23 protein-coding genes are annotated in these 21,366 nt (G+C 60.6%); 10 read left to right on the forward strand and 13 right to left on the reverse strand.

Annotated elements, in window-relative coordinates:
* Window positions 1-58: 58 nt before the first annotated feature.
* From V8J84_RS06705 to V8J84_RS06715, 3 genes are all read left to right on the forward strand, one after another.
* On the forward strand, window positions 59-592 hold the full coding sequence (locus V8J84_RS06705) for a chitin binding peritrophin-A domain-containing protein (RefSeq protein ID WP_339929357.1): 534 nt from the start codon (window positions 59-61) through the stop codon (window positions 590-592).
* Between the two features lie 77 nt (window positions 593-669).
* Window positions 670-924: a DUF6455 family protein gene (locus V8J84_RS06710; protein ID WP_339929359.1), complete on the forward strand. Its 255-nt coding sequence runs from the start codon at window positions 670-672 to the stop codon at window positions 922-924.
* 39 nt (window positions 925-963) lie between these two features.
* Complete coding sequence (locus V8J84_RS06715; protein WP_339930689.1) at window positions 964-1,317, forward strand: YigZ family protein; 354 nt, start codon at window positions 964-966, stop codon at window positions 1,315-1,317.
* A 51-nt stretch (window positions 1,318-1,368) separates the two neighbouring features.
* Here the strand turns inward: V8J84_RS06715 and V8J84_RS06720 are convergent, their stop codons facing one another.
* The 5 genes from V8J84_RS06720 to V8J84_RS06740 form a co-directional block, all read right to left on the reverse strand.
* Window positions 1,369-1,749 (reverse strand): thiol-disulfide oxidoreductase DCC family protein, encoded by a 381-nt coding sequence (locus V8J84_RS06720; RefSeq protein ID WP_339929361.1) that lies wholly within the window; start codon window positions 1,747-1,749, stop codon window positions 1,369-1,371.
* A gap of 216 nt (window positions 1,750-1,965) precedes the next feature.
* Window positions 1,966-2,826, reverse strand: a complete 861-nt coding sequence (locus tag V8J84_RS06725) for a GIY-YIG nuclease family protein (RefSeq protein WP_339929363.1) — start codon at window positions 2,824-2,826, stop codon at window positions 1,966-1,968.
* A gap of 41 nt (window positions 2,827-2,867) precedes the next feature.
* Window positions 2,868-4,268, reverse strand: a complete 1,401-nt coding sequence (gene rimO, locus V8J84_RS06730; protein WP_339929365.1) for a 30S ribosomal protein S12 methylthiotransferase RimO — start codon at window positions 4,266-4,268, stop codon at window positions 2,868-2,870.
* Between the two features lie 84 nt (window positions 4,269-4,352).
* Complete coding sequence (locus V8J84_RS06735) at window positions 4,353-5,126, reverse strand: SDR family NAD(P)-dependent oxidoreductase (protein ID WP_339929367.1); 774 nt, start codon at window positions 5,124-5,126, stop codon at window positions 4,353-4,355.
* Between the two features lie 82 nt (window positions 5,127-5,208).
* Window positions 5,209-5,502 (reverse strand): hypothetical protein, encoded by a 294-nt coding sequence (locus tag V8J84_RS06740; protein ID WP_339929369.1) that lies wholly within the window; start codon window positions 5,500-5,502, stop codon window positions 5,209-5,211.
* 146 nt (window positions 5,503-5,648) lie between these two features.
* Between V8J84_RS06740 and V8J84_RS06745 the strand changes: the two genes are divergently transcribed.
* Together V8J84_RS06745 and V8J84_RS06750 are read left to right on the forward strand one after the other, a co-directional pair.
* A complete protein-coding gene (locus V8J84_RS06745; RefSeq protein ID WP_339929371.1) occupies window positions 5,649-6,437 on the forward strand; it encodes a hypothetical protein in 789 nt (262 codons plus the stop codon).
* A 93-nt stretch (window positions 6,438-6,530) separates the two neighbouring features.
* On the forward strand, window positions 6,531-7,169 hold the full coding sequence (locus V8J84_RS06750) for a hypothetical protein (RefSeq protein ID WP_339929373.1): 639 nt from the start codon (window positions 6,531-6,533) through the stop codon (window positions 7,167-7,169).
* Window positions 7,170-7,239: 70 nt separating this feature from the next.
* On the opposite strand, the gene V8J84_RS06755 is transcribed toward V8J84_RS06750, so the two are convergent.
* Entirely contained in the window at window positions 7,240-7,833 is a 594-nt protein-coding gene (locus V8J84_RS06755; RefSeq protein ID WP_339929375.1) for a GcrA family cell cycle regulator, read from the reverse strand.
* A 141-nt stretch (window positions 7,834-7,974) separates the two neighbouring features.
* Here V8J84_RS06755 and V8J84_RS06760 point away from each other — a divergent pair, with 141 nt between their 5' ends.
* A complete protein-coding gene (locus tag V8J84_RS06760) occupies window positions 7,975-8,778 on the forward strand; it encodes an ABC transporter permease (protein WP_339929377.1) in 804 nt (267 codons plus the stop codon).
* Here V8J84_RS06760 and V8J84_RS06765 read toward each other — a convergent pair.
* The gene (locus V8J84_RS06765) at window positions 8,775-9,659 is read right to left on the reverse strand and encodes a DMT family transporter (protein WP_339929379.1); all 885 of its coding nucleotides are present in this window, start codon (window positions 9,657-9,659) and stop codon (window positions 8,775-8,777) included. The genes V8J84_RS06760 and V8J84_RS06765 overlap by 4 nt on opposite strands.
* 245 nt (window positions 9,660-9,904) lie before the next feature.
* Here V8J84_RS06765 and V8J84_RS06770 point away from each other — a divergent pair, with 245 nt between their 5' ends.
* The 3 genes from V8J84_RS06770 to argF all read left to right on the forward strand — a co-directional run bounded on the left by V8J84_RS06770 (window position 9,905) and on the right by argF (window position 12,558).
* Window positions 9,905-11,083: an aspartate aminotransferase family protein gene (locus V8J84_RS06770; RefSeq protein WP_339929381.1), complete on the forward strand. Its 1,179-nt coding sequence runs from the start codon at window positions 9,905-9,907 to the stop codon at window positions 11,081-11,083.
* Window positions 11,076-11,558: a GNAT family N-acetyltransferase gene (locus V8J84_RS06775; RefSeq protein WP_339929383.1), complete on the forward strand. Its 483-nt coding sequence runs from the start codon at window positions 11,076-11,078 to the stop codon at window positions 11,556-11,558. Before V8J84_RS06770 ends, V8J84_RS06775 begins: the two co-directional genes overlap by 8 nt.
* A 94-nt stretch (window positions 11,559-11,652) precedes the next feature.
* Window positions 11,653-12,558 (forward strand): ornithine carbamoyltransferase, encoded by a 906-nt coding sequence (gene argF, locus V8J84_RS06780; RefSeq protein WP_339929385.1) that lies wholly within the window; start codon window positions 11,653-11,655, stop codon window positions 12,556-12,558.
* 73 nt (window positions 12,559-12,631) lie between these two features.
* On the opposite strand, the gene V8J84_RS06785 is transcribed toward argF, so the two are convergent.
* The 5 genes from V8J84_RS06785 to V8J84_RS06805 all read right to left on the reverse strand — a co-directional run bounded on the left by V8J84_RS06785 (window position 12,632) and on the right by V8J84_RS06805 (window position 18,597).
* Window positions 12,632-14,110, reverse strand: a complete 1,479-nt coding sequence (locus V8J84_RS06785; protein ID WP_339929387.1) for an inorganic phosphate transporter — start codon at window positions 14,108-14,110, stop codon at window positions 12,632-12,634.
* A gap of 99 nt (window positions 14,111-14,209) precedes the next feature.
* Window positions 14,210-14,653 carry an NUDIX hydrolase gene (locus tag V8J84_RS06790; RefSeq protein WP_339929389.1) on the reverse strand — a complete coding sequence of 148 codons (444 nt, stop codon included), beginning with the start codon at window positions 14,651-14,653 and terminating at the stop codon, window positions 14,210-14,212.
* A 117-nt stretch (window positions 14,654-14,770) separates the two neighbouring features.
* Window positions 14,771-17,185 (reverse strand): ATP-dependent helicase HrpB, encoded by a 2,415-nt coding sequence (gene hrpB / locus V8J84_RS06795; RefSeq protein WP_339929391.1) that lies wholly within the window; start codon window positions 17,183-17,185, stop codon window positions 14,771-14,773.
* Between the two features lie 69 nt (window positions 17,186-17,254).
* Window positions 17,255-18,259, reverse strand: a complete 1,005-nt coding sequence (locus V8J84_RS06800; protein WP_339929392.1) for a TraB/GumN family protein — start codon at window positions 18,257-18,259, stop codon at window positions 17,255-17,257.
* Window positions 18,260-18,294: 35 nt separating this feature from the next.
* Window positions 18,295-18,597 (reverse strand): hypothetical protein, encoded by a 303-nt coding sequence (locus tag V8J84_RS06805; protein ID WP_339929393.1) that lies wholly within the window; start codon window positions 18,595-18,597, stop codon window positions 18,295-18,297.
* Window positions 18,598-18,950: 353 nt separating this feature from the next.
* On the opposite strand from V8J84_RS06805, the gene V8J84_RS06810 reads away from it, so the two are divergent.
* The gene (locus V8J84_RS06810) at window positions 18,951-19,988 is read left to right on the forward strand and encodes a fatty acid desaturase (RefSeq protein ID WP_339929394.1); all 1,038 of its coding nucleotides are present in this window, start codon (window positions 18,951-18,953) and stop codon (window positions 19,986-19,988) included.
* Between the two features lie 120 nt (window positions 19,989-20,108).
* Here the strand turns inward: V8J84_RS06810 and V8J84_RS06815 are convergent, their stop codons facing one another.
* The gene (locus V8J84_RS06815; RefSeq protein WP_339929396.1) at window positions 20,109-21,347 is read right to left on the reverse strand and encodes an L-rhamnose isomerase; all 1,239 of its coding nucleotides are present in this window, start codon (window positions 21,345-21,347) and stop codon (window positions 20,109-20,111) included.
* Window positions 21,348-21,366 lie beyond the last annotated feature (19 nt).

Raw genomic sequence — 21,366 nt, forward strand, 5'->3', positions numbered from 1 at the left:
TTGGCGGCATTGTTCGTGCCTTCACCAAAGCAACTCACAACGGAAGAGTAGATTGACCATGAACCTTGTACGCACAACCCTGATCGCCGCCCTGATGCCTGTCGCAGCCTTTGCCGCTGGCAGCAACGACACCGCGCCCAAGCCATCCGAGACCACACAGCAATGTGCCGAAGGTCTCGTGTTTGATCTGGCCACGCAAAGCTGCATGACGCCCGAGCAAAGCACCAACGACGATAGCGCCATGATGGATATCGTGCGCGAACTGGCCCACTTTGGCCGCTACGCCGATGCGCTGGGCGTCTTGGGCACGCTGGAGAACCAGCAGTCCGATCTGGCGCTGACGTATTATGGCTTTGTGAACCGCAAAGCGGGTGACATGGACCTTGGCATGGCGTTCTACGATCAGGCTATCGCGCAAAACCCCGATAACATCTTGGCCCGGTCCTACATGGGGCAGGCTCTGGTCGAGCAGGGCGCCTATGAACTGGCCGCTGCCCAACTGATCGAAATCCGCCTGCGTGGCGGACGTGGCACATGGGCCGAAGCATCGCTGGATAGCGCGATTGCAACGGGCGAAACCTATACATTCTGATCGTTTGATCTAGCGCAAAGCCCGACTGCGGGCTTTGCGCTATTCACCGGATGCAACCTGAAACACGAGGGCATCCGATGACACCACTTGGCGATCCGACAAAGCATTTCTGGCTGACCATTGGCATGGCGCGCGCGTGTCGCGCCGATCTGGCGGATGCGATGCATGATGCAAAACTGACCCAGGCCGCGTTTGCCGCGATGGTCACCGCCTGCCGCAGCTGCAAAGCACCTGCCGCATGCGAAGCGGCCCTTGCCGCGCCGACGCGCCCGACGGTGCCTCCCGACACTTGCCGCAATCGCGACGCGCTGCTTGAACTGGCGGCCAGCTAACCGCTTGCCTCCCTGCGCGTGGTGGCCGACAAACCTGCCATGAAGATCATCGAAAACGCGCTGTCCGACCGTGGGTCAAAATATGCTGTCTCTGGCGGGGCTGTTGCGTCGGTGGACGCGGCGAAGGCCTTTGTGAAGACGCTGTGCCGCAACAAGAAATTCGCCAAAGCCACGCACAACACATGGGGCCTGATCCTGCCCGATGGCACGCCAGTGAAGAACGACGACGGCGAAAGCGGCGCTGGCATGGTGATCGTACGCATGCTGGAACGCGAAGGGCGTGTGGGCGAGATTGTCGTCGTCACGCGCTGGTTCGGCGGCACCAAACTGGGCGGCGACAGGTTCCGCCGCGTGCAGGACGCGGTGCGGGTTTATCTGGATGATCCGGGCTGAAAACCGGGTGTGATTTGCGTGCACCGAGCGTGCACTGCGCGTGCACCGCCGTTACGCTGCTGCCTTGCGCTGCCGCCGCAGGTGCCAGCGGTAAATCAGTGGAGCCGCGATGTAGTCATAGAGGAATGCGGCGATCTGCTTGAAGACCGGCAGCCCCACGATCTTGCCCAACCAGCGATACTTCGGCATCTGCGCCCAAAGGATCAGAAAGCCGTCGATCCCCGAGGCCAACTCGCCCTCGTGCAGAACATAGAGCCTGCGGGCGGCGGTATCTGCGTCGATATTCCACCGCTGGCGTGCGTCTGAATTGAGGTCGTCAAACCGGATCGGCAGGCCGTTCTTATCGGCATACTGCGCGTAATGACTGATCTCGAAATTACAGACGGGACAGTCGGCGTTGTAGAGAACGGATGTTTTGGTGTCTTGGGTCATAGTGCATAAATAGTCCCGCCTGCGCCTCTGCCCAAGAGCGATAGTGTCGCATGCGAAAGCGCAACGTTGGCGGGCAGCGCCCGGACCTCGGGGAGGGGTCGTGTGACGCAAGACCTCCCAAGTCGCGGTCCCGTCCTGCTGAATTGCAACGTTGCGAAGAGCGCCCTCTCCGTGGGGGAGGGTCTGCGCCGCTGCCCGGCGATGCCGGGGCGACCTCTAATTTATGATATCTCGAAATTCACGAACCTCTTTAAGGTGACGAAAAATTTCAGAAGTCGCGTTGTAGTTATGAAAACGTGCGAAAAAACTACGCGTCTGGCGCTCTTGCATTCGTAATAGTGCTTCATACCAGTAGGCGATCATCGCGCGGCGGAAGCCGGTAATCTGGAACAGGCTGAGGCTTTCGTCGAACGATGTTTCAAATTGGACTACGACGGAATTTCCCCAGCTTGACGCATACGGTGTTTTTCGGATGCGTCCATAGTTGGATTTCAACCAGCTTCTCACTTCCGGATCCTTCTTCACCATTTGATCGACGACTATGCTGTGAAAAGCGAATTCTTGCGTATCCCTGAACGGTGCGCTGTAAGCGACCTCATGACGATCAATATTTATCGTAAAATAACGCCCCCCGGCAGTGCTGGGAAATAGTGTGAAGGTCCAGCTTTCCTGAAGATCCCGGAAGTTTTCAAGGCCAGAATTCTGAAAAAGCGCCATCAAATAGGACATGAAGTCAGGCTGCAACGCGAGCTTGTTCAATGGTGCCGGTGCATTGAGATCCGCAGTCGGGATTGCGGCTAAAGCGTACCTTGCTTCCTGTGGCGTAATACGAAAAAGCTCGCGCTGGCCAATAATCTCTGTGACCGTGCGATCCGCAAGGCGGCGGTGCAATGCCGTTTCAATCGCGGTTACGTCCTTGACCTGCCGAATGTCCAGCTGACTCCATGGTCCTAACGGGCCATAGATTACATCTGTGTTCAATTGTCTTATTCGCACGAACGGAGGGTTGGTCGTTTTGCCGATCTTTATATGCGGGCACGTTTCTGACACGAGGGCATAAATCCATCCCTTTTTCATCTAGTGGCTCCGCCCCTTGCTTGGCGAAATGATCCCCCGGATCATTTCCGGGACGCCAAGCAAGCCCACAAATCATACTCCCCGGCCTCGTCCACTTCCACGGTCACGATATCGCCGACGGACAAACCTTCGGTCCCTTCGTCGATAAACAAGTTTCCGTCGATTTCCGGCGCGTCGGCCCATGTGCGGCAGGTAGCAACCATATCTTCATCTATGTCGTCTACGATGACGTCGAGCGTTTTGCCGACCTTCGCTTCCAGCTTGGCGGCGGAGATGGCTTGGGCTTTGGCCATGAAGCGGTCCCAGCGGTCTTGTTTGACCTCGGGTGCCACGTGGTCGGGCAGGGCGTTGCTGCGGGCACCAGCGACGTTTTCGTATTGGAAGCAACCGACGCGGTCCAACTGGGCCTCGTCCAACCAGTCAAGGAGGTGCTGGAACTCGGCCTCGGTCTCACCGGGGTAGCCCACGATGAAGGTGGAGCGCAGGGTGATGTCGGGGCAAGCCGCGCGCCATGCGGCGATTTCGTCCAATGTCCGCGCCGATGCGGCGGGCCGCGCCATACGTTTGAGAACGTCAGGGTGGCTGTGCTGGAACGGGATATCCAGATAGGGCAGCACGCCATTTGACGGGTCCGCCATGAGCGGGATCAGGTCGCGCACGTGGGGGTAGGGGTAGACGTAGTGCAGGCGCACCCATGCGCCCAGCTGGCCCAGCTCGCGCGTCAGATCGGTGATGTGACTGCGCACTTGCCCGCCCTTCCAGGCGGTCTCGTCATAGCGGCGGTCGAGGCCGTAGGCGGAGGTGTCTTGCGAAATGACCAGCAGTTCCTTGACGCCCGCGTCGACCAGCTTTTCCGCCTCGCGCAGCACCGCGTTGGCAGGGCGGGAGGTGAGCAGCCCGCGCATGTCGGGGATGATGCAGAACTTGCACTTGTGATTGCAGCCTTCGGAGATTTTCAGGTAGCTGAAATGCCGCGGGGTGAGCGACACTCCCGACGCAGGCAGCAGGTCGATGAACGGATCAGGTGAGGGCGGCACATTGGCGTGCACGGCGTCGAGGACCTGTTCGTATTGGTGCGGGCCTGTCACGGCGAGGATTTGCGGGTGGTGGTCGCGAATGTAGTCTGGTTCGGCCCCCAGACAGCCCGTGACGATGACCTTGCCGTTCTCTTGCAGCGCCTCTCCGATAGCATCAAGGCTTTCGGCTTTGGCACTGTCGAGGAAGCCGCAGGTGTTGACGATCACGGCCTCTGCACCCGCGTAGTCGGCTGAAATCGCGTAGCCTTCGGCCCGCAAACGCGTGAGGATACGCTCGCTGTCGACCAGCGCCTTGGGGCAACCCAATGAGACCATGCCGATGGTCGGCTGGTTCTTGCGGGGTGTGTCGGAAACGCGCGCTTTGGGCGCGAGATCGGGGCGGAGGGAAGGCGGGTTCTGGGACATGGCGTGCGTTTAGCGCAAGTCCGCACCAGTGGAAATGGTCAGTTGCCCCGCCCTACGCGTGGTAGAGCGAGGCATCGATACAAATCAGGCCGACTTTTCCTGCATCTTACGGATTTGCTTGAGCTTCATGCGGTTGGGCATCCACGGGAACAGCCAATTGAGGGCAAAGCGCAGTTTGCCGTCGTTGATGGCACGCAACTCGCCGCGCAGCATGGCGTCATAGCCGAATTTGGCCACTTCGGCGGGTGTCGCGCCTGATTTAGTGAGCGGCGTGTTGTCGAGATCGGCGCGGGCGGCAAATTCGGTCTCCACATAGCCCGGCTCCAGCGCGGTGACGGTCACGCCTGCATCCGACATCTCTTCGGCCAATGCCATCGACAGGCTGGACACGAACGCTTTGGTCGCGAAATACGTGGCCTGCAACGGGCCCGGCATATAGCTTGCCGTGGACGACACGTTCAAGATTTTACCCGAGCCGCGACGAACCATATCGCCGCCGACCTTGTGGCAAAGCGTGGTCAGCGCCTTCACATTCAGATCAATCATCGCAAGGTCATCGGCCAGATCGCGTTCTACAAACTTGCCATGGCCGCCAAAGCCCGCGTTATTGATCAGCACATCAATCTGCTGGCCCTTTACCGCGTCATAAAGCGCGTCGGCTCCGCCTTCTGCCCCAAGATCAAGAGCGACGCATGTGACGGTGATGCCGTGGGCGGCCTCCAGTTCGGCTTTGAGGTCATTCAATGCGTCTTCGCGGCGGGCATTGATGATCAGATCGCCGCCTTTCTTGGCGTGATAACGTGCGAATTCCTGTCCGATACCGGCGGATGCGCCAGTGATAAGGGCGGTGTTGGGCATGTGGGGCTCCGATCTGTGTGTTCGGGCTTGATATAGGGCGGCAGAGGCAGGTTTCACACCCGCCGTGGTCCCTGTCGCGGCGTCAGGCGGTCCCCATCAACTGGCTGACCTGCATCGCGGTGTTTTCCATCTCGAGAAACGGGCAGGTTTCGGCCATGGCGCGCGCCGCGTCAATATCGCTTGCCGTCACAATGGAATATCCCACCATCGGCGTCAGTTCGAAATCCCCGAACGTCAGTGTCTGCGTGAGAGGCTGTTGCGGCATCACCGCATCAACCGTGCCAAGCCATGCCTGAAAGCGGTCCCGCTGCACCTGCACCTCGTCATCCGAGGCGGGTCGGGTGCCGCCGTGATACGTTAGGATATACTGCGGCATGGGGGCTGTCCTTTCGGGGTGATGAGAGGAAGCCTAGCACATCCACAACTGCTGCGCCGATTTATCTGCGGCACTGGCGATAGGCTCACGAAATATCAATCAAATTGTCTGCATAAGCCCAGCATCGCGTTGGTGAAGGGTGAGGCATGCAAACACGGTTCAGGGCAGTTTTAACAGGGCTGATTTTGCTGGTGACCGGACAGGCCGCATCGGCAGAGGCTGTGACGCTGCTTGGACAAAACACGTTCCTTCAGGATCGCGGACGTCTGATCACGCTTGATCATGCGGCGACCCCGATCACCACGCCGCAGATGGGGGGCACACAGACGCAGGTTGCACGCACCGGCAGTCTGTTCGCAGGCAGTCAGACCGGCAGCCTGTTTGCGCCATATCCCGTGCGCGTGTCTGCGCCGCGATTGATGATGGGGCCGCTGTCGGTGGCGCAAGGCGGCAGTGATGTGGAACAGCTGCGCCATCTGATCAGTCAGGCGGAATCGCGATTGCATGGCTACGACGCCGTGCAGCACGGTGCGCGTGTGCGTCCGTCAAAACGCCCGACCGACATGACGCTGGGTGAAATATACGACTGGATTGCCGCCACGCCGGGTCAGCCACATGCGATTGGGCGATACCAGTTCATTCCTGCCACGTTGCGCAATGTGGCCGCGCGGGCCGGGGCAGGGGACCGCCTGCAATTCACCCCCGCATTGCAAGACAGGTTGGCCGATGAATTGCTGGCCGATGCAGGCTTTGCCGCATTCCGGCGGGGGCAGTTGGGCAGACATGACTTTATGAACAATCTTGCGAAGATCTGGGCCGGACTGCCCAATGACACCGGCGCGTCCCACTACGAGGGCTATGCAGGCAACAGCGCTGCAATCACTTGGGCTGCCTTTGACACCGCGATGTTGCGGATTTTCGGGGCCACCCCGTAGGCGGGCAAAAGGTAAGCTTTTCCGGTATAGGGCGGCAGGTTCCGCTATGGCAGGCTTCTGACATTCAAGTTTAGGAATTTTAGGAGAATTTTGATGTCAGCTGTTCAGAAAACCGTGGGTGCCGCATTGCTGCTTGGCGCGGTCAGCGCCTGTAGCGCCACAGAAGAGGAAGTGGGCCGCGCCGTGGGCTTTGCTCTTGCCACAGAGGTGCTGCGCCAGACGCCAGCGGTGCAACAACGCTTTGACGGGACCGCAGCGCCGACGGCAGCATTCGCCGATGTGCGTAATGCGGGCAACGTGGACTATACCGGTCAGATTGCGCTTTATGACGATCAGCGTGCGCTGCTTGACGCTGGCATGACAGAACTGGTCACGCCCGAGATCATTGGCCGGATGGATATCAGCACCAACATCGGCGCGACAAACGGCACGTTCATCGGCGAGGGCACGAATTTCACCTATGCAGATGGTGAGGCTTTGACTGGCGACCTTGCGCTGGAAGACGGCACGATCTCGGTCTTTAGTATCATCGGTCGCGGCGAGGTGATGACGCTTGAGGCGGACCTGAGCGGCAGTCTGACAGACGAGGACGGGTCACTGCCTTACAACACGGGCGTCGGTGGTAACTTTGCCGATGCCGGTGAGAGCCTGATCCTGACAGGTGGCACGGACGGGGCCGACAACGATGGCAATAGTTTTGCAACCGTGATCGGGGCCGTGCGTAACGACTGATCAATGACACATGCAAGAGGGGCGGTGCCATGCAGCACCGCCCCTATGCGTTCATGAACCCGATTTTGTGCTACCGGCGGCGGTCGCGCCGCGCGCTCATCGGTTGGAAGGCCACGCCGACGTGCGCCTCGCAATAAGGCTTGCCAGCTTGCACGGGCAGACCGCAGAACCAGAAGTCCGGTGTGGCGGGGTCGCCCACGGGCCACTTGCAGGTCTTTTCGGTCAGTTCCATCAGGCTGATCTTCTTGGCCGATTTCTCGACCTCGTTCACTTTGGCCAAGGCCTCCGGCGAAATCTCGTTGGCTGATGGCTGTGGTGGCAGCGGCTGGCCTGCGGGAATGATCGCGCGGCGGGCGGCAGAGATCGGAATCCCGTTCTCGTCCAGTTCCTGCTCTTCCTTGACGGCTGGCACGGCTGCGGCAGGGGCCTTTGGCTTGACCGCAGGTTTGGTTTCCATCTTCACGGGTGCGGGCTTTTCCTTGGCCGCGGGTTTGGCAGCAGCACCGCCGCCGGACCCTGCACGGTTCGACAGGCCCAACCTGTGCACCTTGCCGATCACGGCATTACGGGTCACGCCGCCCAGTTCCTTGGCGATCTGGCTGGCCGACTGGCCCTCGCCCCACATCTTTTTGAGCGTCTCGACGCGCTCGTCTGTCCAGGACATATGAATTCCTTTGGCTGTCAGGCGGGATGCACGTGGCATCAGGCCTTGTCTTATCGGTCGATCACCTATTCTAAGCATCCATAGGTGGGAAGTGAAGCGCCCGCCACCCAATTACCTGCTACACAAGATGGAAATGTCACGATGAACACGAATATCAACATGGGCGTGCGCCGTTTTGGACGCGTGAACTGGCTTGGCACGTGGACATTGGCCCGCCGCGAGGTGATGCGGTTCATGAATGTCTGGTCCCAAACGCTGATGGCGCCGCTGATTAACGCGGGACTTTTGCTGATGATTTTCACCATCGCAATCGGCCCGCAGCGCGGCGATGTGATGGGCGTGCCGTTCATGGTTTTCCTCGCGCCGGGCATCCTGACGATGACCGTGATCCAGAACGCTTTTGCGAATACCTCATCCTCGATGGCCTCGGCCAAGGTGCAGGGCAACATTGTGGACACGCTGATGCCGCCGCTGTCGGCGGGTGAGTTGCTGGTGGGCTACATGGGCGGTGCGGTCGCGCGCGGTGCCATGGTCGGTGCCGTCATCGCGCTGGGCTCGTGGCTGTTTTTGGGCGTTGGCATGATGCAGCCGCTGTGGGTGATCCTTTTCGTGGTGTTGGGATCGGTCTTTATGGGTGGGCTTGGCCTGATCGCAGGCATTTTTGCCAATAAATTCGATCAGTTGTCAGCCATTTCCAACTTCATCGTGACGCCGCTCGCCTTCCTGTCAGGCACCTTCTATTCGATCGAGGCGCTACCGCAGTTGATGCAGACACTGTGCCACATCAATCCGTTTTTCTACATCATTGATGGCGTCCGCTACGGCATGATTGGTGTAAGCGACAGCAGCCCGTGGATCGGGCTGGGCGTGGTCGCCGTGTCAGCGGCCCTTGTTCTGGCGGTATGCTGGCGCTGGCTGGATCGCGGGTATCGCCTGAAAAGCTAGCGGCGGTTCACGCCTTCGCGCCATGCCAGCAGGATCGCGCCCGCCACGATGATTGCAGCACCTGTGCCGCTAACCACATCGGGCAGGACGTTGAAGAAAAACAGGTCATACAGCGTGGCAAAGATCAGCGTCAGATAGCTGAACGGCGTGACAAAGCTGGCATCGGCGCGGGCCATCGCGTTGACAAAGCAGGCCTGTGCCGCGGCCATCATCGCACCAAGGGCTGCAAGTGCACCCCATTGCGCGGGTGTTGGCATCACCCAGACCCACAGCACGGCAATGGTGGTCAGCGTCAGGCCAAGCGCGTTGTTGATCAGCAGGATCTGGAACGGCGGTTCGCGGTCGGCCAGTTTCTTGATGAAGATCAGCTCGAAGCCCATCAGCAGGGCCGCGGTCAGCGCAAGCAATGCTGCCGGTTGGAATGTGCCAACCCCCGGCCGCAGCAGGATCACCGCGCCGATCAACGCCATGACCGTCGCCAGCCAACGCCATCGCCCGATCCGCTCACCCAGAAACGGGATCGCCAGCAGCATCCCGAACACAGGGTTCAGAAAGCTGATCGCGGTAGCGTCCGCCATCGGGATAAAGGCAACGGCGGCAAACATGAACGTCACGCCGCCTGCGCCAAACACAGTGCGGCCTACGTGGACGGGCAGGTTGGGGCGCGGTGTGCCAAGGCGCGGGCGGAGGATGGCCGCGACCGTTACCAACGTGGCGAAGGCAAACAGGAACCGCCCTTGCGCGATCTGTAGCGGATGCAGCGGCGGGCCAAGCGCTTGTGTTCCCAATAGCTTTGCCATCAGCATGGTGCCCCCGATAAACGCGGTCGCGGTCAGCATCAGCCCAATGGCCAGCGGCAGGTTGGGGGCGGTACGGGTCATGCCTTTGCCATAGGCACAGGCGGCAGGCGGGGCAATCGCATTCGCAAAAGGGGCTTCACAAGCAGCACAGCTTTCGCTAGGTCAACACGCATGACACAGACACAACACACCCGACGCCGACGCTAAGTCTGCTTTTTGCGCCCCCTCATAGGGGCGCCCGTTTGTCTGTTTCTCCTCCAAATATCGTTGACTTGGCCCGCGTGCTCCGCCACCCATTGGGCTTCTTATACTGAAAGGCTGATCCCATGATCGCTTCCGTCCTGCCGACCTATTCCCGTGCGCCACTGACCTTTGTCAAAGGCGAAGGCTCTTGGCTTGTGGAAGCAGACGGGCGACGGTTTCTGGACTTGGGCGCTGGTATCGCGGTGAACGCGCTGGGTCACGCGCATCCGGCATTGGTCAAGGCGCTGACCGATCAGGCGGGCGCTCTCTGGCATACGTCGAACCTCTATCACATTCCCGCCCAGCAAAAGCTGGCGGATTTGCTGGTGGAACACACCTTTGCCGACACCTGCTTTTTCACCAACTCAGGCACCGAGGCTTGCGAGCTGGCGGTTAAAATGGTCCGCAAGTACTTCTACGATAAGGGCCAGCCCGACCGGACCGAGATCATCACTTTCAGCGGGTCGTTTCATGGCCGCTCAAGTGCTGGCATCGCCGCTGCAGGCTCCGAGAAGATGACGAAGGGCTTCGGCCCGCTGCTGCCCGGTTTCACCCATCTGGAGTTTGGCGACCACGATGCGCTGACGGCTGCGGCCAGCGACAAGATCGCAGCTATTATGGTTGAGCCAGTGCAGGGCGAGGGCGGCATCCGCCCGCTGCCGGATCAGTGCCTCAAGGGTCTGCGCGACCTGTGTGACGAACACGGCATTCTGCTGATCCTCGATGAGGTGCAATGCGGCGTGGGCCGGACAGGCAAGCTGTTCGCGCACGAATGGGCGGGTATTGCCCCCGACATCATGATGGTGGCCAAAGGCATCGGCGGGGGGTTCCCCCTTGGTGCTGTTCTGGCCACCGAAGACGCGGCATCGGGCATGACGGCTGGCACCCACGGGTCCACATATGGCGGCAATCCCTTGGGCTGTGCGGTCGGCTGCGCTGTGCTGGAAGAGATCGCGGATGATGCGTTTCTGGCCGAGGTGAACCGCAAGGCGGGCCTCTTGCGCCAAAAGCTGGAAGGGCTGGTCGCGGCGCACCCAGACGTGTTCGAGGCCGTGCGCGGATCGGGCCTCATGCTGGGGCTGAAGTGTAAGGCCACCAACACCGACATTGTGAATGCGGGCTACACGCACGGCGTCATCACAGTACCTGCGGCAGACAATGTGATCCGCCTGCTGCCTGCGCTCAACATTACCGACGACGATATCGCAAAGGCCGTTGATCTGCTCGACCAGACAGCGACAGTGGTGGCGGGCCATGGCTGACTACAGCTTCCGGCCCATCACGATGGACGATCTGCCGATGTTCAAACGCTGGCTTGACCAACCGCATATCGGCGGCTGGTGGGGCGACAGCGGGACAGAGGCGCGGCTGGTGCAGGATGATATGGACAAGGACGTGGTTGATATGCGCATCGTCAGCACCGACGGCACGCCCTTTGCCTATATTCAGGACTACAACGCCCATGCGTTCGAAGCGCCGCAATACGTGGGCCAGCCGGCAGATGCCCGCGCCATCGACACATTCCTTGGCGATCCGGCGTTTCTGGGGCAGGGCCATGCCAGCGGCTACATGGCCGCCCGTATCGCGGAGTTGCGACAAAGCTATCCTTGCGTTCTGACAGACCCCGATCCCGCGAACACCCGCGCCGTCGCCGCTTACACACGCGCAGGTTTCCGTCCACTTGATATCGTGCCCTGCGAAGACGGCGACCCTGTCCAAGTGATGATCGCGCAATGACTGCGCCTTCCATCTTCGTATCATTTTGCCAAAAATACCTCCACAGGGGGTCCGGGGGATGTGAAATCCCCCGGCATTCACAAAGAAGACCGACATGACCCATTTTCTCGACATTCACACAATCGCCCCCGCTGACCTGCGCAAGATCATCGACGATGCGCGCAGCATGAAAGACGCCCGCCACGGCCTGCCCAAAGGCACCCCTGACGCGGATCAGCCGCTGGCGAACCACATGGTCGCGCTAATTTTTGAAAAGCCGTCGACCCGCACACGCGTGTCTTTTGACGTGGGCGTGCGCCAGATGGGCGGGCAGACGATGGTGCTGTCGGGCGCTGACATGCAGCTTGGCCACGGCGAAACCATTGCCGACACCGCCCGCGTTCTGTCGCGATATGTCGACCTGATCATGATCCGCACGTTTGAGGAACAGACCCTGCTGGATATGGCCGAATACGCAACTGTACCCGTCATCAACGGACTGACCAACCGCACGCATCCCTGCCAAATCATGGCGGATGTGATGACATTCGAGGAACATAACGGTCCGATCAAAGGCAAAAAGGTCGTCTGGTCGGGTGACGGCAATAACGTCTTTGCCAGCTTTGCCCATGCTGCCAAGCAGTTCGAATTTGATCTGGTCTTCACCGGCCCGCCGCCGCTCGACCCCGAACCCGCGCTGGACGGTCTTTATACCACCGTGCGCGATCCGAACGAGGCGGTTGAGGGCGCTGATCTGGTGGTCACGGACACATGGGTCAGCATGCATGATCCGCAGTCGGCCCGCGAACGCCGCCATAACCAGTTGCGCGGCTATCAGGTAAATGATGCGCTGATGGCGCAGGCCAAGGACGACGCGCTGTTCATGCACTGCCTGCCGGCGCACCGCGATGACGAGGCGACAAGCAGCGTGATGGACGGCAAACATTCGGTGATCTTTGACGAGGCCGAGAACCGTCTGCATGCGCAAAAAGCGATTATGCGGCACTGTCTGGGCAAGTAGCCGCAACGCGCCAGAAAAGAAAAAGCCCCCGCACGAGACGGGGGCTTTTTGATGTTTAGACTATCGAAAGACGTTATACGAACGACGCCTGCAGGATAAAGAAGATCACCCCCGACATGATCGCGGCAGCGGGCACTGTGATCACCCATGCAGCGATAATGGTCATGAAGTGCGATCGGCGGACCAGCTTGCGGCGGCGGCGCTCTTCCGGTGCGATCACGGGCATCTCGGGGCGTGCTGCGCGGGATTTACGCAGGCGCCGCTCGGTGTCGTATTCGCGGTAAAAGCCCACGCCAAACACACCACCCACGGCGATGTGGGTCGATGACACGGGCAGGCCCAGCCAGCTTGCCACGATCACGGTGATCGCTGCGGACAACGACACACAGTAGGCGCGCATCGGGTTCAGCTTGGTGATCTGCGAGCCTACCATGCGGATCAGCTTGGGCCCGAACAGGATCAGACCGAACGAAATACCAAACGCACCGATGACCATGACCCAAAGCGGGATGTTCACCTTGCCTGCAAATTCGCCAAACTCTTCGGCGTGCACAATCGCGGCCAGCGGACCAACTGCGTTCGCCACGTCATTGGCGCCGTGCGCAAACGACAGCAGGGCCGCAGACAGCACCAGCGGGATCGAGAACAGGATTTTGAGCGATTTATTCCGGTTCTCCATGCCTTCCGATTGCTTGCGGATCAGCGGGGCGGTGATCACATAGACCACGGCACCGACCAGACAGCCGATCAGAACGGCGGGCAACAGATCGACAGAAATAATCTTTTTTAGACCTTTCAGCGCCAGATACATCGCAAACACACCCGCCATGATCCCGATCAGGACCGGCACCCACGTGCGTGCAGCGGCGATCTTGTCATCGCGGTAGATGATGAAGGTCTTGATGAAGGCCAGAAACGCAGCGGCGATGATGCCACCCAAGACGGGCGAGATGACCCATGACGCGGCAATCGTGCCCATCGTGGGCCAGTTCACGGCGGCAAAACCGGCAGCAGCGATACCCGCACCCATCACACCACCAACAACCGAGTGGGTCGTGGAGACAGGCGCGCCGACCCATGTGGCAAGGTTCACCCAGAGGGCGGCCGAGATCAGTGCGGCCATCATCGCCCAGATGAAAATCTCACCGCTGGAGACACTTGCGGGATCAATAATGCCCTTGGAAATGGTCGAAACCACGTCACCACCGGCCAAAAGCGCACCCGCACTTTCGCAGATGGCTGCAATGACAATCGCACCACCCATCGTCAGCGCGTTGGCCCCCACAGCCGGACCCATGTTGTTGGCCACGTCGTTGGCGCCGATGTTCACGGCCATGTAGGCGCCGATCGCGGCTGCGGCCACAACAACATAAGATGTCTGCGTGCCGCCAAAGAACAGCGTGCTGGCCAGTCCGGCAAGCACGATAAACGCAATCGCCACACCAAGGCCCACCATGGGCTGGGCTACGTATTGCACTGCATTTTCAACACGTGCGATGCGACCAAGGTCGCGATCAAGCGTGTCAAAGTGATCGTTTGGTGGAATTGTCATCAGTTTGCCCCCGCAAATTATTCGGCGGGCTTAGGTCAGGTCACCCTGATGTGGCAACCTTTTTGTGCAAACTTGTGAAATTTCCGGCAACCAGAGGCGTTAACGGGACGGCAAATCACTGAAAAGCGTTTTCAGCGCACCATCGTCCACCATCTCGGCCGCTTTTTCGGGGGACACCCAGATTCGCTCGCGGCGATCCGCCTCCGGGAAATCATCGGCCAGCTTGGTGACCTTGACCGAAAACACCTTCACCTCGCAGGGCAGAACGCGTCCGTCGTCATAGCGTTTTTCAGCAAGGATGCTGCCAACGGCCTTTTCGCTGACATGGCATTTTTGCACGCCAGCCTCTTCCCATGCTTCGATGCGCGCCGCCTCGGCGGCGGTTTTGCCGTCCATTGGCCAGCCTTTGGGAATGATCCAGCGTCCGCGCGAGGACGAGATCAACAGGACCTCTTTCCCGTTCTTGCCGTCACGGTGGCACAATGCCGCCAGTTGCAAGCCAAGAGGGCGCCGGTAAATGGGCGTAATAAAGTCCGTCCACAAGGAACGGAGTGCAAGAAAGGACATCATACCTGCCAAGTAGTTCTTTTTGATTAATGTTTACATAACACTGTCTGCAACAGGTTGCAATTCACCGAAGCGAGATCGCGCGTGAGGCGTCTAGGTGCCGCGCGGCTTGGCGCGCAGGGTCGGATCGGCTTGGGTCGGGTCCTCGGGCCAGGGATGGCGCGGGTAGCGGCCACGCATGTCACGGCGCACATCAGCATATGACGTGGCCCAGAAGTTGGGAATATCGGTGGTGACCTGCACCGGCTTTTGCCCCGGTGACAGCAGAACCACCCGCAACGGCGTGCGCCCGACAGTGGGGTGGGTGGTGGTGCCGAACAGCTCTTGCAGGCGCAGCGTGATTTCAGGGGTGTCTGCGCCGTAGTCAATCGGGACACGGCGGCCCAGTGGCGTGGTGAAATGCGACGGGGCCGCCTGATCTAGCCTGCGCATCTGGTCGTAATCCAGCATCGCCCGCAAAGCGGGGAGCGGATCAAACGCTTTCCAGTCGGCAGCACTGCGCACGCCCGCCAGATGGGGCAGCAGCCAATCGCCCAGCGTTGCCATCAATTTCTCATCCGACATATCCGGCAAGCCGGCGTCGGTGGCCCGCAGCAGCATCACGCGGGACCGGAACCGGGCGGCAGAAGGAGGCAGGCGCAGGCCAAGCTGTGCAATGCCGTCGATCATGGCAGCGGCGACAGCCGTATCGGGCGCATCGGACCATGTGCGATCATCCAGCACCAGCGCGCCCAACCGCTCCTGCTTGCGGGTCAGCACGCGGTTGTCACGGCGCGACCATAGGCAGACGTCATGCCACGCAATCTGATCGCCGAAAAGGTCGCGGACCTCGGCCTCGGAGATAGCGGCCGCCTGTCTGACGCGGGCCTCGCGGGTATCGCCGTCAAGATCGGTGGCGACAATCAGACGCTGACCCGCGAGCGGGTCACCCGCGTCGATGACAGCTCCTTTGCCACCCGACAAAACATAACGCGGTGCATCCCCGGCGCGGCGCAGGCCGATGCGATCAGGATAGGCAAGGGCGGCCATCGCGGCCACAGATAGGGGCGCGACGCTTGTCTGTCTCTTGCGTGACAGCCGCGCGATTTCGGCGTTGATCTGGGCGATCGCGCCACGGTTCACCTGACCCGGCCCCTGATAGCGCCCCGCGACAGCCTGAACGCGCAGGCTGATATCAACTGGCGCGCCGCGCAAAGGATCGCGCGCCGCAAGAATGGCTGCCAAGGGGGCCGCTTGTGCGCCTGCTGTTACCAGCATGTGGGCCAGTCGCGGGTGCAAGGGTTCTGCCGCCAAGGCGCGCCCGTGGGCGGTGATCGCACCGCTTTGATCCAACGCACCAAGCGCTGTGAGCAGGGCGGTGGCCTCTGCCATCGGGCCGGGGGGCGGTGGGGTAAGAAACGGCAGGTCGGTGCTGCCCCATTGCGCCAGTTCCAGCGCAAGGCCAGACAAATCCTCGATCTCGATGCCTGCGGGCGGAAAAGCGGCAAACGCGCCTTCTTCGCCCTTGGTCCACAACACATAGGCGTCGCCTGCGGCGACACGTCCCGCGCGCCCCGCCCGCTGAGTGGCTTCGGCCCGCGACACGCGTTCCGTGACCAGCCGCGACATGCCGGAATTTGATTCAAACCGCGCACGGCGCGCACGGCCCGCGTCGACCACCACGCGGATATCCTCGATCGTCAGCGACGTCTCTGCGATGGAGGTGGACAGCACGATCTTGCGGCCGGACTTGACGGGGGCAATCGCGGCACGCTGGTCTTTGAACGGCATCGCCCCGTAAAGCGGGCGGATCGTGCAGTCATCCGGCAGGTTCAAAAGCGCCTGCGTGCGTTTAATCTCGCCTTCGCCGGGCAGGAACACGAGCACGCCGCCCGTGGTCTCTGCCACGGCCTGTGTGATCAGGTCAGCGGTGGCTTGCTCAAGGCGGGTCGTCTTGGGAACGGCTTTGGGCAGGTGATGGGTCGTGACCGGAAAGGCGCGGCCCTGGGATGTAATGACGGGCGCATCATCCAGCAAAGCTGCAACGGGCCCTGCATCCAGCGTGGCTGACATCACCACGACATGCAGGTCAGGGCGCAGGGCCTGTGCGATCTCCCACGTCAGGGCAAGGCCGAGATCGGCGTTCAGGCTGCGTTCGTGAAATTCATCAAAGATGACCGCGCCGATACCTGTCAGCTCTGGATCGGTCTGGATCATGCGGGTCAGGATCCCTTCGGTCACGACCTCGATCCGGCTGCCTTTGGTGTTGTCACCGCGCATCCGGTAGCCCACGGTTTGACCGGGGGCTTCTCCCAACTGGCTGGCAAGCCGATCGGCTGTGGCGCGTGCGGCAAGCCGTCTGGGTTCCAGCATGATGATCTTATGCGGGGTCAGGTCTGCCTCTAGCATGGCCAGCGGCACGCGGCTGGATTTGCCTGCGCCGGGCGGGGCTTGCAGGACGGCGCGGTGCTGTTCGCGCAGGGCCGCGATCAGGTCGGGCAGGACGCTTTCGATGGGCAGACGGGTCATGCCGCTTGGGTCGCTGGAAATGACGGACGGGTCAAGGGCGGTCTGCCGTCGCGCATCATTGCGACTAAGTCAGTCCAGTCGCGTCAGCGTCCAGCCATCATCGCGCAACAGGTTCAGCAACCCCTGATCACCGGGCAGATGTGCGGCACCTGCGGCCACCATAAGGCGGCTGTTATCGCGCGCCGCGTCAAGGATCATTGGCATCCATGCGAGGTTGCGATCAATAAGCAGCCCTTGTTCGGTCTGCGCAAAAATCGCCTGTGCCTCGGCGGGGTCCACGTCGGGGATGCGGGCAACGGCAAGGCGGGACGTTTCCCACATTTCGGCGGTGCGGGCGTTGGCAAAGCCGTCCAGCATGGCCGCAAAGATGCTTTCCTGTAACGCGACAGGCGGCAGTGCCACGGGCAGTTGTGCGATTTGTTCATCAATGCTGCCGTCGCGCAGCACATCAATCAACGTGTCCCAAGGTTCGAGCGCGGCAACGGGCACATCGGCGGCTTGCGCATCGGCGATAATGCGGTGGTCCAGCCCCGGCGCGCTTGAAGAGATCGCGGCCATGGCGCAGGGCGGAATAGCAAGCGTCAGCCCCAGATACCAAGGCTGGTACTGCGACACCATAAAAGGCGGAATGCCACGCGCCTTGGCGGCTTCGCTGATCTTGTCCCACATCTCTGTTGGCAGGCGGTCGGGCAGGGTGGGCCCGTCGGTAATCATGAAGATCGCGGGGTCGTCTGTCAGCGCCTTGATCAGGGCGGTTTCCTCGGCCTTTGTGGCTTCGACCAGCAACAGATCGGCGGTGGTGACATAGGGGGCGGCAACGGCCTGCAGCGCGGGCAGGCTGGGCGCATCAATGTGCAGGGTCCCGAGAAGCGTGATCTGGTGATCGTCGCGGGTGGCCTGCCATAGCAATCCATCAGCAAATGGCGTGGCGGCTACAGCGGCTTCAAGCGCGGTCTGTTCCTCCGGCGTCATCTGGTCCAGAAAGCTGGGGCCATCACACAGCGCCGCAGCACCTGCGGGGGCCAGCGCAAGTCCAAGCGCAAGTGACAGGCCAAGAAACGCGTTACTGTGCATGGGCTTTCCCTTTCCGGTCTGGCCGCGCGGGGCGCTTACCCCGCGCGCTGTGTCATGATCATACGCTGGCCCGTCCGGATGAGCCACCGGCCAATGAAATCGCGCAGGCTCCGCCGTGGCGGTGGCACAACTTGCAACCGCAGACCCGCCACCATCGGCTGACCGCTGGGTGACAACGGCAACGTGCTGGTGGGCGCCACAAGCGGCACGGGCGGCCAGCCTGCCACGGGTGTCAGATCCAGCGGACAAGGCTGGTTGCGCCGTGGCGGTTTGCCATCGGGACGGGGAAATGGATGTGGGCCGACCTTGTGGTCGGTAAAGATAAACGGGGGATGCATGGATTTGATCCTGCTGAAGTCGGTCGTCGGGAAAAGGGGTGTGCAGCCACGTGGGGCGCACGACATTGCAATGCGCTACCACGGGTGGGTAAGTCGGGTCTCCATCGCTCGCATTGCATTTCCTTTCGATTCGCGTCTTCGCTGGCAGTTGCCTACCGCAGGTTGTGCCGTTCACCAAAGGTTTTTTCCCCAACGCCCTGAAACCGGCGGTAGACCGTGTTGGAAAGAGCCGCTGGCGGCAAGATGGCCAAAGCACGTTGCTCGCAAGGATGCGACGGATTGTTTACTTGCTATCAAGCCGCGATCCTTTATCCCGTTGCCCAAGCCAAACAGGGACGGGCAGGCAAATCTCAATGAAAGACTATGATAACGCCGCGGCGAATATGGCGCCGCGCGACTGGGTGCAGGTGCTGGCAAAGTATCGCGAACCAAGCACATGGCGCAGCAGTTTCGAACTTGGCGTCAGCCTTGTTCCGTTTGTGATCCTGTGGGTGCTGGCATGCTGGGTGGCGCAATACAGCTATCTGGCGGCCTTTGCGATTTCAGTGCTGAACGGCTGCTTCCTCCTGCGCCTGTTTTGTATCCAGCACGACTGCGGGCACGGATCGTTCTTTGCCAACCGGCGCGTGTCGGACTGGGTCGGGCGCGGCCTGGGGATTGTGACGCTTACACCCTATGATGTCTGGCGGCGCACCCATTCGATCCATCATTCCCATGCGGGCGATCTGGATCATCGGGGGATCGGTGATGTGATGACCCTCACCACCGAAGAATACCACCAGCGCACGGCCTTCGGGCGCTTTTTGTATCGGGCCTACCGGCATCCGCTTGTGATGTTCGGGCTGGGGCCGACCTATCTGTTTTTCCTGCAAAACCGCTTGCCGCTCAGCTGCATGGATCAGGGGCGTAAATACTGGATTTCTGCGCTGGGCACGAATGCAGCACTCGCGGTGATCCTTGGCGTGATTGTCTGGTTTGGTGGCTGGCAGGCCTTGGTGCTGGTGTTCTTGCCCACCTCGCTGATTGCTGCGTCGATTGGCGTCTGGCTGTTTTATGTGCAGCACCAGTTTGAACAGACACAGTGGGACACGCATGACGACTGGCAGGTCCATGACGCCGCCTTGCACGGATCATCGCACTATGATCTGCCACCGATCCTGCGCTGGTTTTCAGCCAATATCGGCATTCACCATGTGCACCACCTTTATGCGCGTATTCCTTTTTACCGCCTGTCCGAGGTACTGCGCGATCACAAGGAACTGGTGGAATGCAGCCGCATGACCCTGCGCGAAAGCTGGCGCTGCGCGTCGCTTGATCTGTGGGATACGCAGTCGCGCCGGCTTGTGTCGTTCAAGGAGGCGCGGGCGTTGCGGAAGGTGGCCGCCGCTTAGGGCGCAGCGCTGAGGTCTGTTGTGCGGACAAAGCTGCCGAAGGACAGGTCATCTCGATTGTCGGCTCCCGGACATATAACTGCCGCTCGAAATCGTCAAACACGTTGCATTGCAGCATACTCAGCCGCGACCTGCGACACTTGCTTGGTATCGGTTAAGGTCCGAGACAATCGATTGGCCGAAAGGCACGTCCATCCGTTCGCAGAACTCTGCCCAGACGACAGCATAAGGCAAGTCCTTGATCTCTTCGGTCACAACCAAGCGGGACGTATAGTCGAGGTTGTTTTCCGATGATTTCAGACTGTCCCAAGGGGCCAGTAGCGCGCGCAACAGTGCTTTTTGCATGTTGCGCGTGCCTATCACCCAAGCCGCTGTTCGGCTGATCGTGGCATCAAAGAAATCAAGACCGATATGGGTGCGCCCCAGCAAGTCCGCGCTCACCAGTTCTTGCGCCATTTGCAGGATTGAGTCGTCCAGAAGGATCACGTGGTCGCTGTCCCAACGCATCGGACGGCTGACGTGGAGCAGGATTTCATCGACCGACAAGGCCACCGAACTAAGTTTGTCGGCAACATTTTCGGTCGGATGGAAATGCCCCATATCAAGGCACAGCAAGGTGCCATTGCGGATCGCGTAGCCCATGTAGAATTCGTGGCTGCCGACAGTGCAGGCCTCGACCCCGATCCCGAACAGCTTGCTTTCGACGGCATCAAGCATCTGCGCCTTGTCGTATTGTGTGACCATCATCGCGTCGAGCGAATTTTCCAAACGCTGGCGCGGTGCCATGCGGTCAACGGGCGTGTCCTTGTAGCCATCGGGCACCCAGATGTTGTTGACGCAGGGCGTGCCAAGCGCAGCCCCGATTTGCGCCGCGATATCGCGTGAGCGTAGCCCATGTTCGATCCAGAAATCGCGAATGCCGGAGTCGGGGTGGCTGAGTGTCAGGTTGTCGTCGGCCTTTGCGTGGGCAAAGAACGTCGGGTTGAAATCAAGACCAAGGCCCTGATCTTTCGCCCAATCGACCCAAGGTGCGAAGTGGCTGTATTCAATCTCGTCGCGATCAGGGTTCTGGTCAGTATCGAGGTAGCAAGCATGCAGGTTCAGCCGGTGATTGCCGGGGATCATTGAGTATGAAAACTCAAGATCAGCACGCAACTCATCTGGTGTTCGCGCACGGCCCGGATGGTTGCCCGTGGCTTGGATGCCACCGCCGGAGCTGCCGGTTTTTTCTTCGAAACCGACCACGTCATCGCCTTGCCAGCAGTGCATGGAAATCGGGATGCCGGCCAACCGGCTTAGGGCCGCTTCGGTGTCTACACCCCAGTTTGCAAAGGCGGCTTTCGCGCTCTCATAGCTCATGTTCTGTCCTCCCTGCTGC

This window comes from Yoonia sp. 208BN28-4 (assembly GCF_037543925.1).
Taxonomy (GTDB): domain Bacteria; phylum Pseudomonadota; class Alphaproteobacteria; order Rhodobacterales; family Rhodobacteraceae; genus Yoonia.

Excerpts from the sequence above, each read along its gene's own strand:
- V8J84_RS06770 (WP_339929381.1), top strand. The coding sequence starts at position 9,905 with ATGATCGCTTCCGTCCTGCCGACCTATTCCCGTGCGCCACTGACCTTT.
- V8J84_RS06725 (WP_339929363.1), bottom strand. The coding sequence starts at position 2,826 with ATGAAAAAGGGATGGATTTATGCCCTCGTGTCAGAAACGTGCCCGCAT.
- V8J84_RS06785 (WP_339929387.1), bottom strand. The coding sequence starts at position 14,110 with ATGACAATTCCACCAAACGATCACTTTGACACGCTTGATCGCGACCTT.
- V8J84_RS06810 (WP_339929394.1), top strand. The coding sequence starts at position 18,951 with ATGAAAGACTATGATAACGCCGCGGCGAATATGGCGCCGCGCGACTGG.
- V8J84_RS06735 (WP_339929367.1), bottom strand. The coding sequence starts at position 5,126 with ATGCCCAACACCGCCCTTATCACTGGCGCATCCGCCGGTATCGGACAG.
- V8J84_RS06800 (WP_339929392.1), bottom strand. The coding sequence starts at position 18,259 with ATGCACAGTAACGCGTTTCTTGGCCTGTCACTTGCGCTTGGACTTGCG.
- V8J84_RS06745 (WP_339929371.1), top strand. The coding sequence starts at position 5,649 with ATGCAAACACGGTTCAGGGCAGTTTTAACAGGGCTGATTTTGCTGGTG.
- V8J84_RS06705 (WP_339929357.1), top strand. The coding sequence starts at position 59 with ATGAACCTTGTACGCACAACCCTGATCGCCGCCCTGATGCCTGTCGCA.
- V8J84_RS06765 (WP_339929379.1), bottom strand. The coding sequence starts at position 9,659 with ATGACCCGTACCGCCCCCAACCTGCCGCTGGCCATTGGGCTGATGCTG.
- V8J84_RS06740 (WP_339929369.1), bottom strand. The coding sequence starts at position 5,502 with ATGCCGCAGTATATCCTAACGTATCACGGCGGCACCCGACCCGCCTCG.
- V8J84_RS06715 (WP_339930689.1), top strand. The coding sequence starts at position 964 with ATGAAGATCATCGAAAACGCGCTGTCCGACCGTGGGTCAAAATATGCT.
- hrpB (WP_339929391.1), bottom strand. The coding sequence starts at position 17,185 with ATGACCCGTCTGCCCATCGAAAGCGTCCTGCCCGACCTGATCGCGGCC.
- V8J84_RS06775 (WP_339929383.1), top strand. The coding sequence starts at position 11,076 with ATGGCTGACTACAGCTTCCGGCCCATCACGATGGACGATCTGCCGATG.
- V8J84_RS06710 (WP_339929359.1), top strand. The coding sequence starts at position 670 with ATGACACCACTTGGCGATCCGACAAAGCATTTCTGGCTGACCATTGGC.
- V8J84_RS06760 (WP_339929377.1), top strand. The coding sequence starts at position 7,975 with ATGAACACGAATATCAACATGGGCGTGCGCCGTTTTGGACGCGTGAAC.
- V8J84_RS06750 (WP_339929373.1), top strand. The coding sequence starts at position 6,531 with ATGTCAGCTGTTCAGAAAACCGTGGGTGCCGCATTGCTGCTTGGCGCG.
- rimO (WP_339929365.1), bottom strand. The coding sequence starts at position 4,268 with ATGTCCCAGAACCCGCCTTCCCTCCGCCCCGATCTCGCGCCCAAAGCG.
- argF (WP_339929385.1), top strand. The coding sequence starts at position 11,653 with ATGACCCATTTTCTCGACATTCACACAATCGCCCCCGCTGACCTGCGC.
- V8J84_RS06805 (WP_339929393.1), bottom strand. The coding sequence starts at position 18,597 with ATGCATCCCCCGTTTATCTTTACCGACCACAAGGTCGGCCCACATCCA.
- V8J84_RS06815 (WP_339929396.1), bottom strand. The coding sequence starts at position 21,347 with ATGAGCTATGAGAGCGCGAAAGCCGCCTTTGCAAACTGGGGTGTAGAC.
- V8J84_RS06720 (WP_339929361.1), bottom strand. The coding sequence starts at position 1,749 with ATGACCCAAGACACCAAAACATCCGTTCTCTACAACGCCGACTGTCCC.
- V8J84_RS06755 (WP_339929375.1), bottom strand. The coding sequence starts at position 7,833 with ATGTCCTGGACAGACGAGCGCGTCGAGACGCTCAAAAAGATGTGGGGC.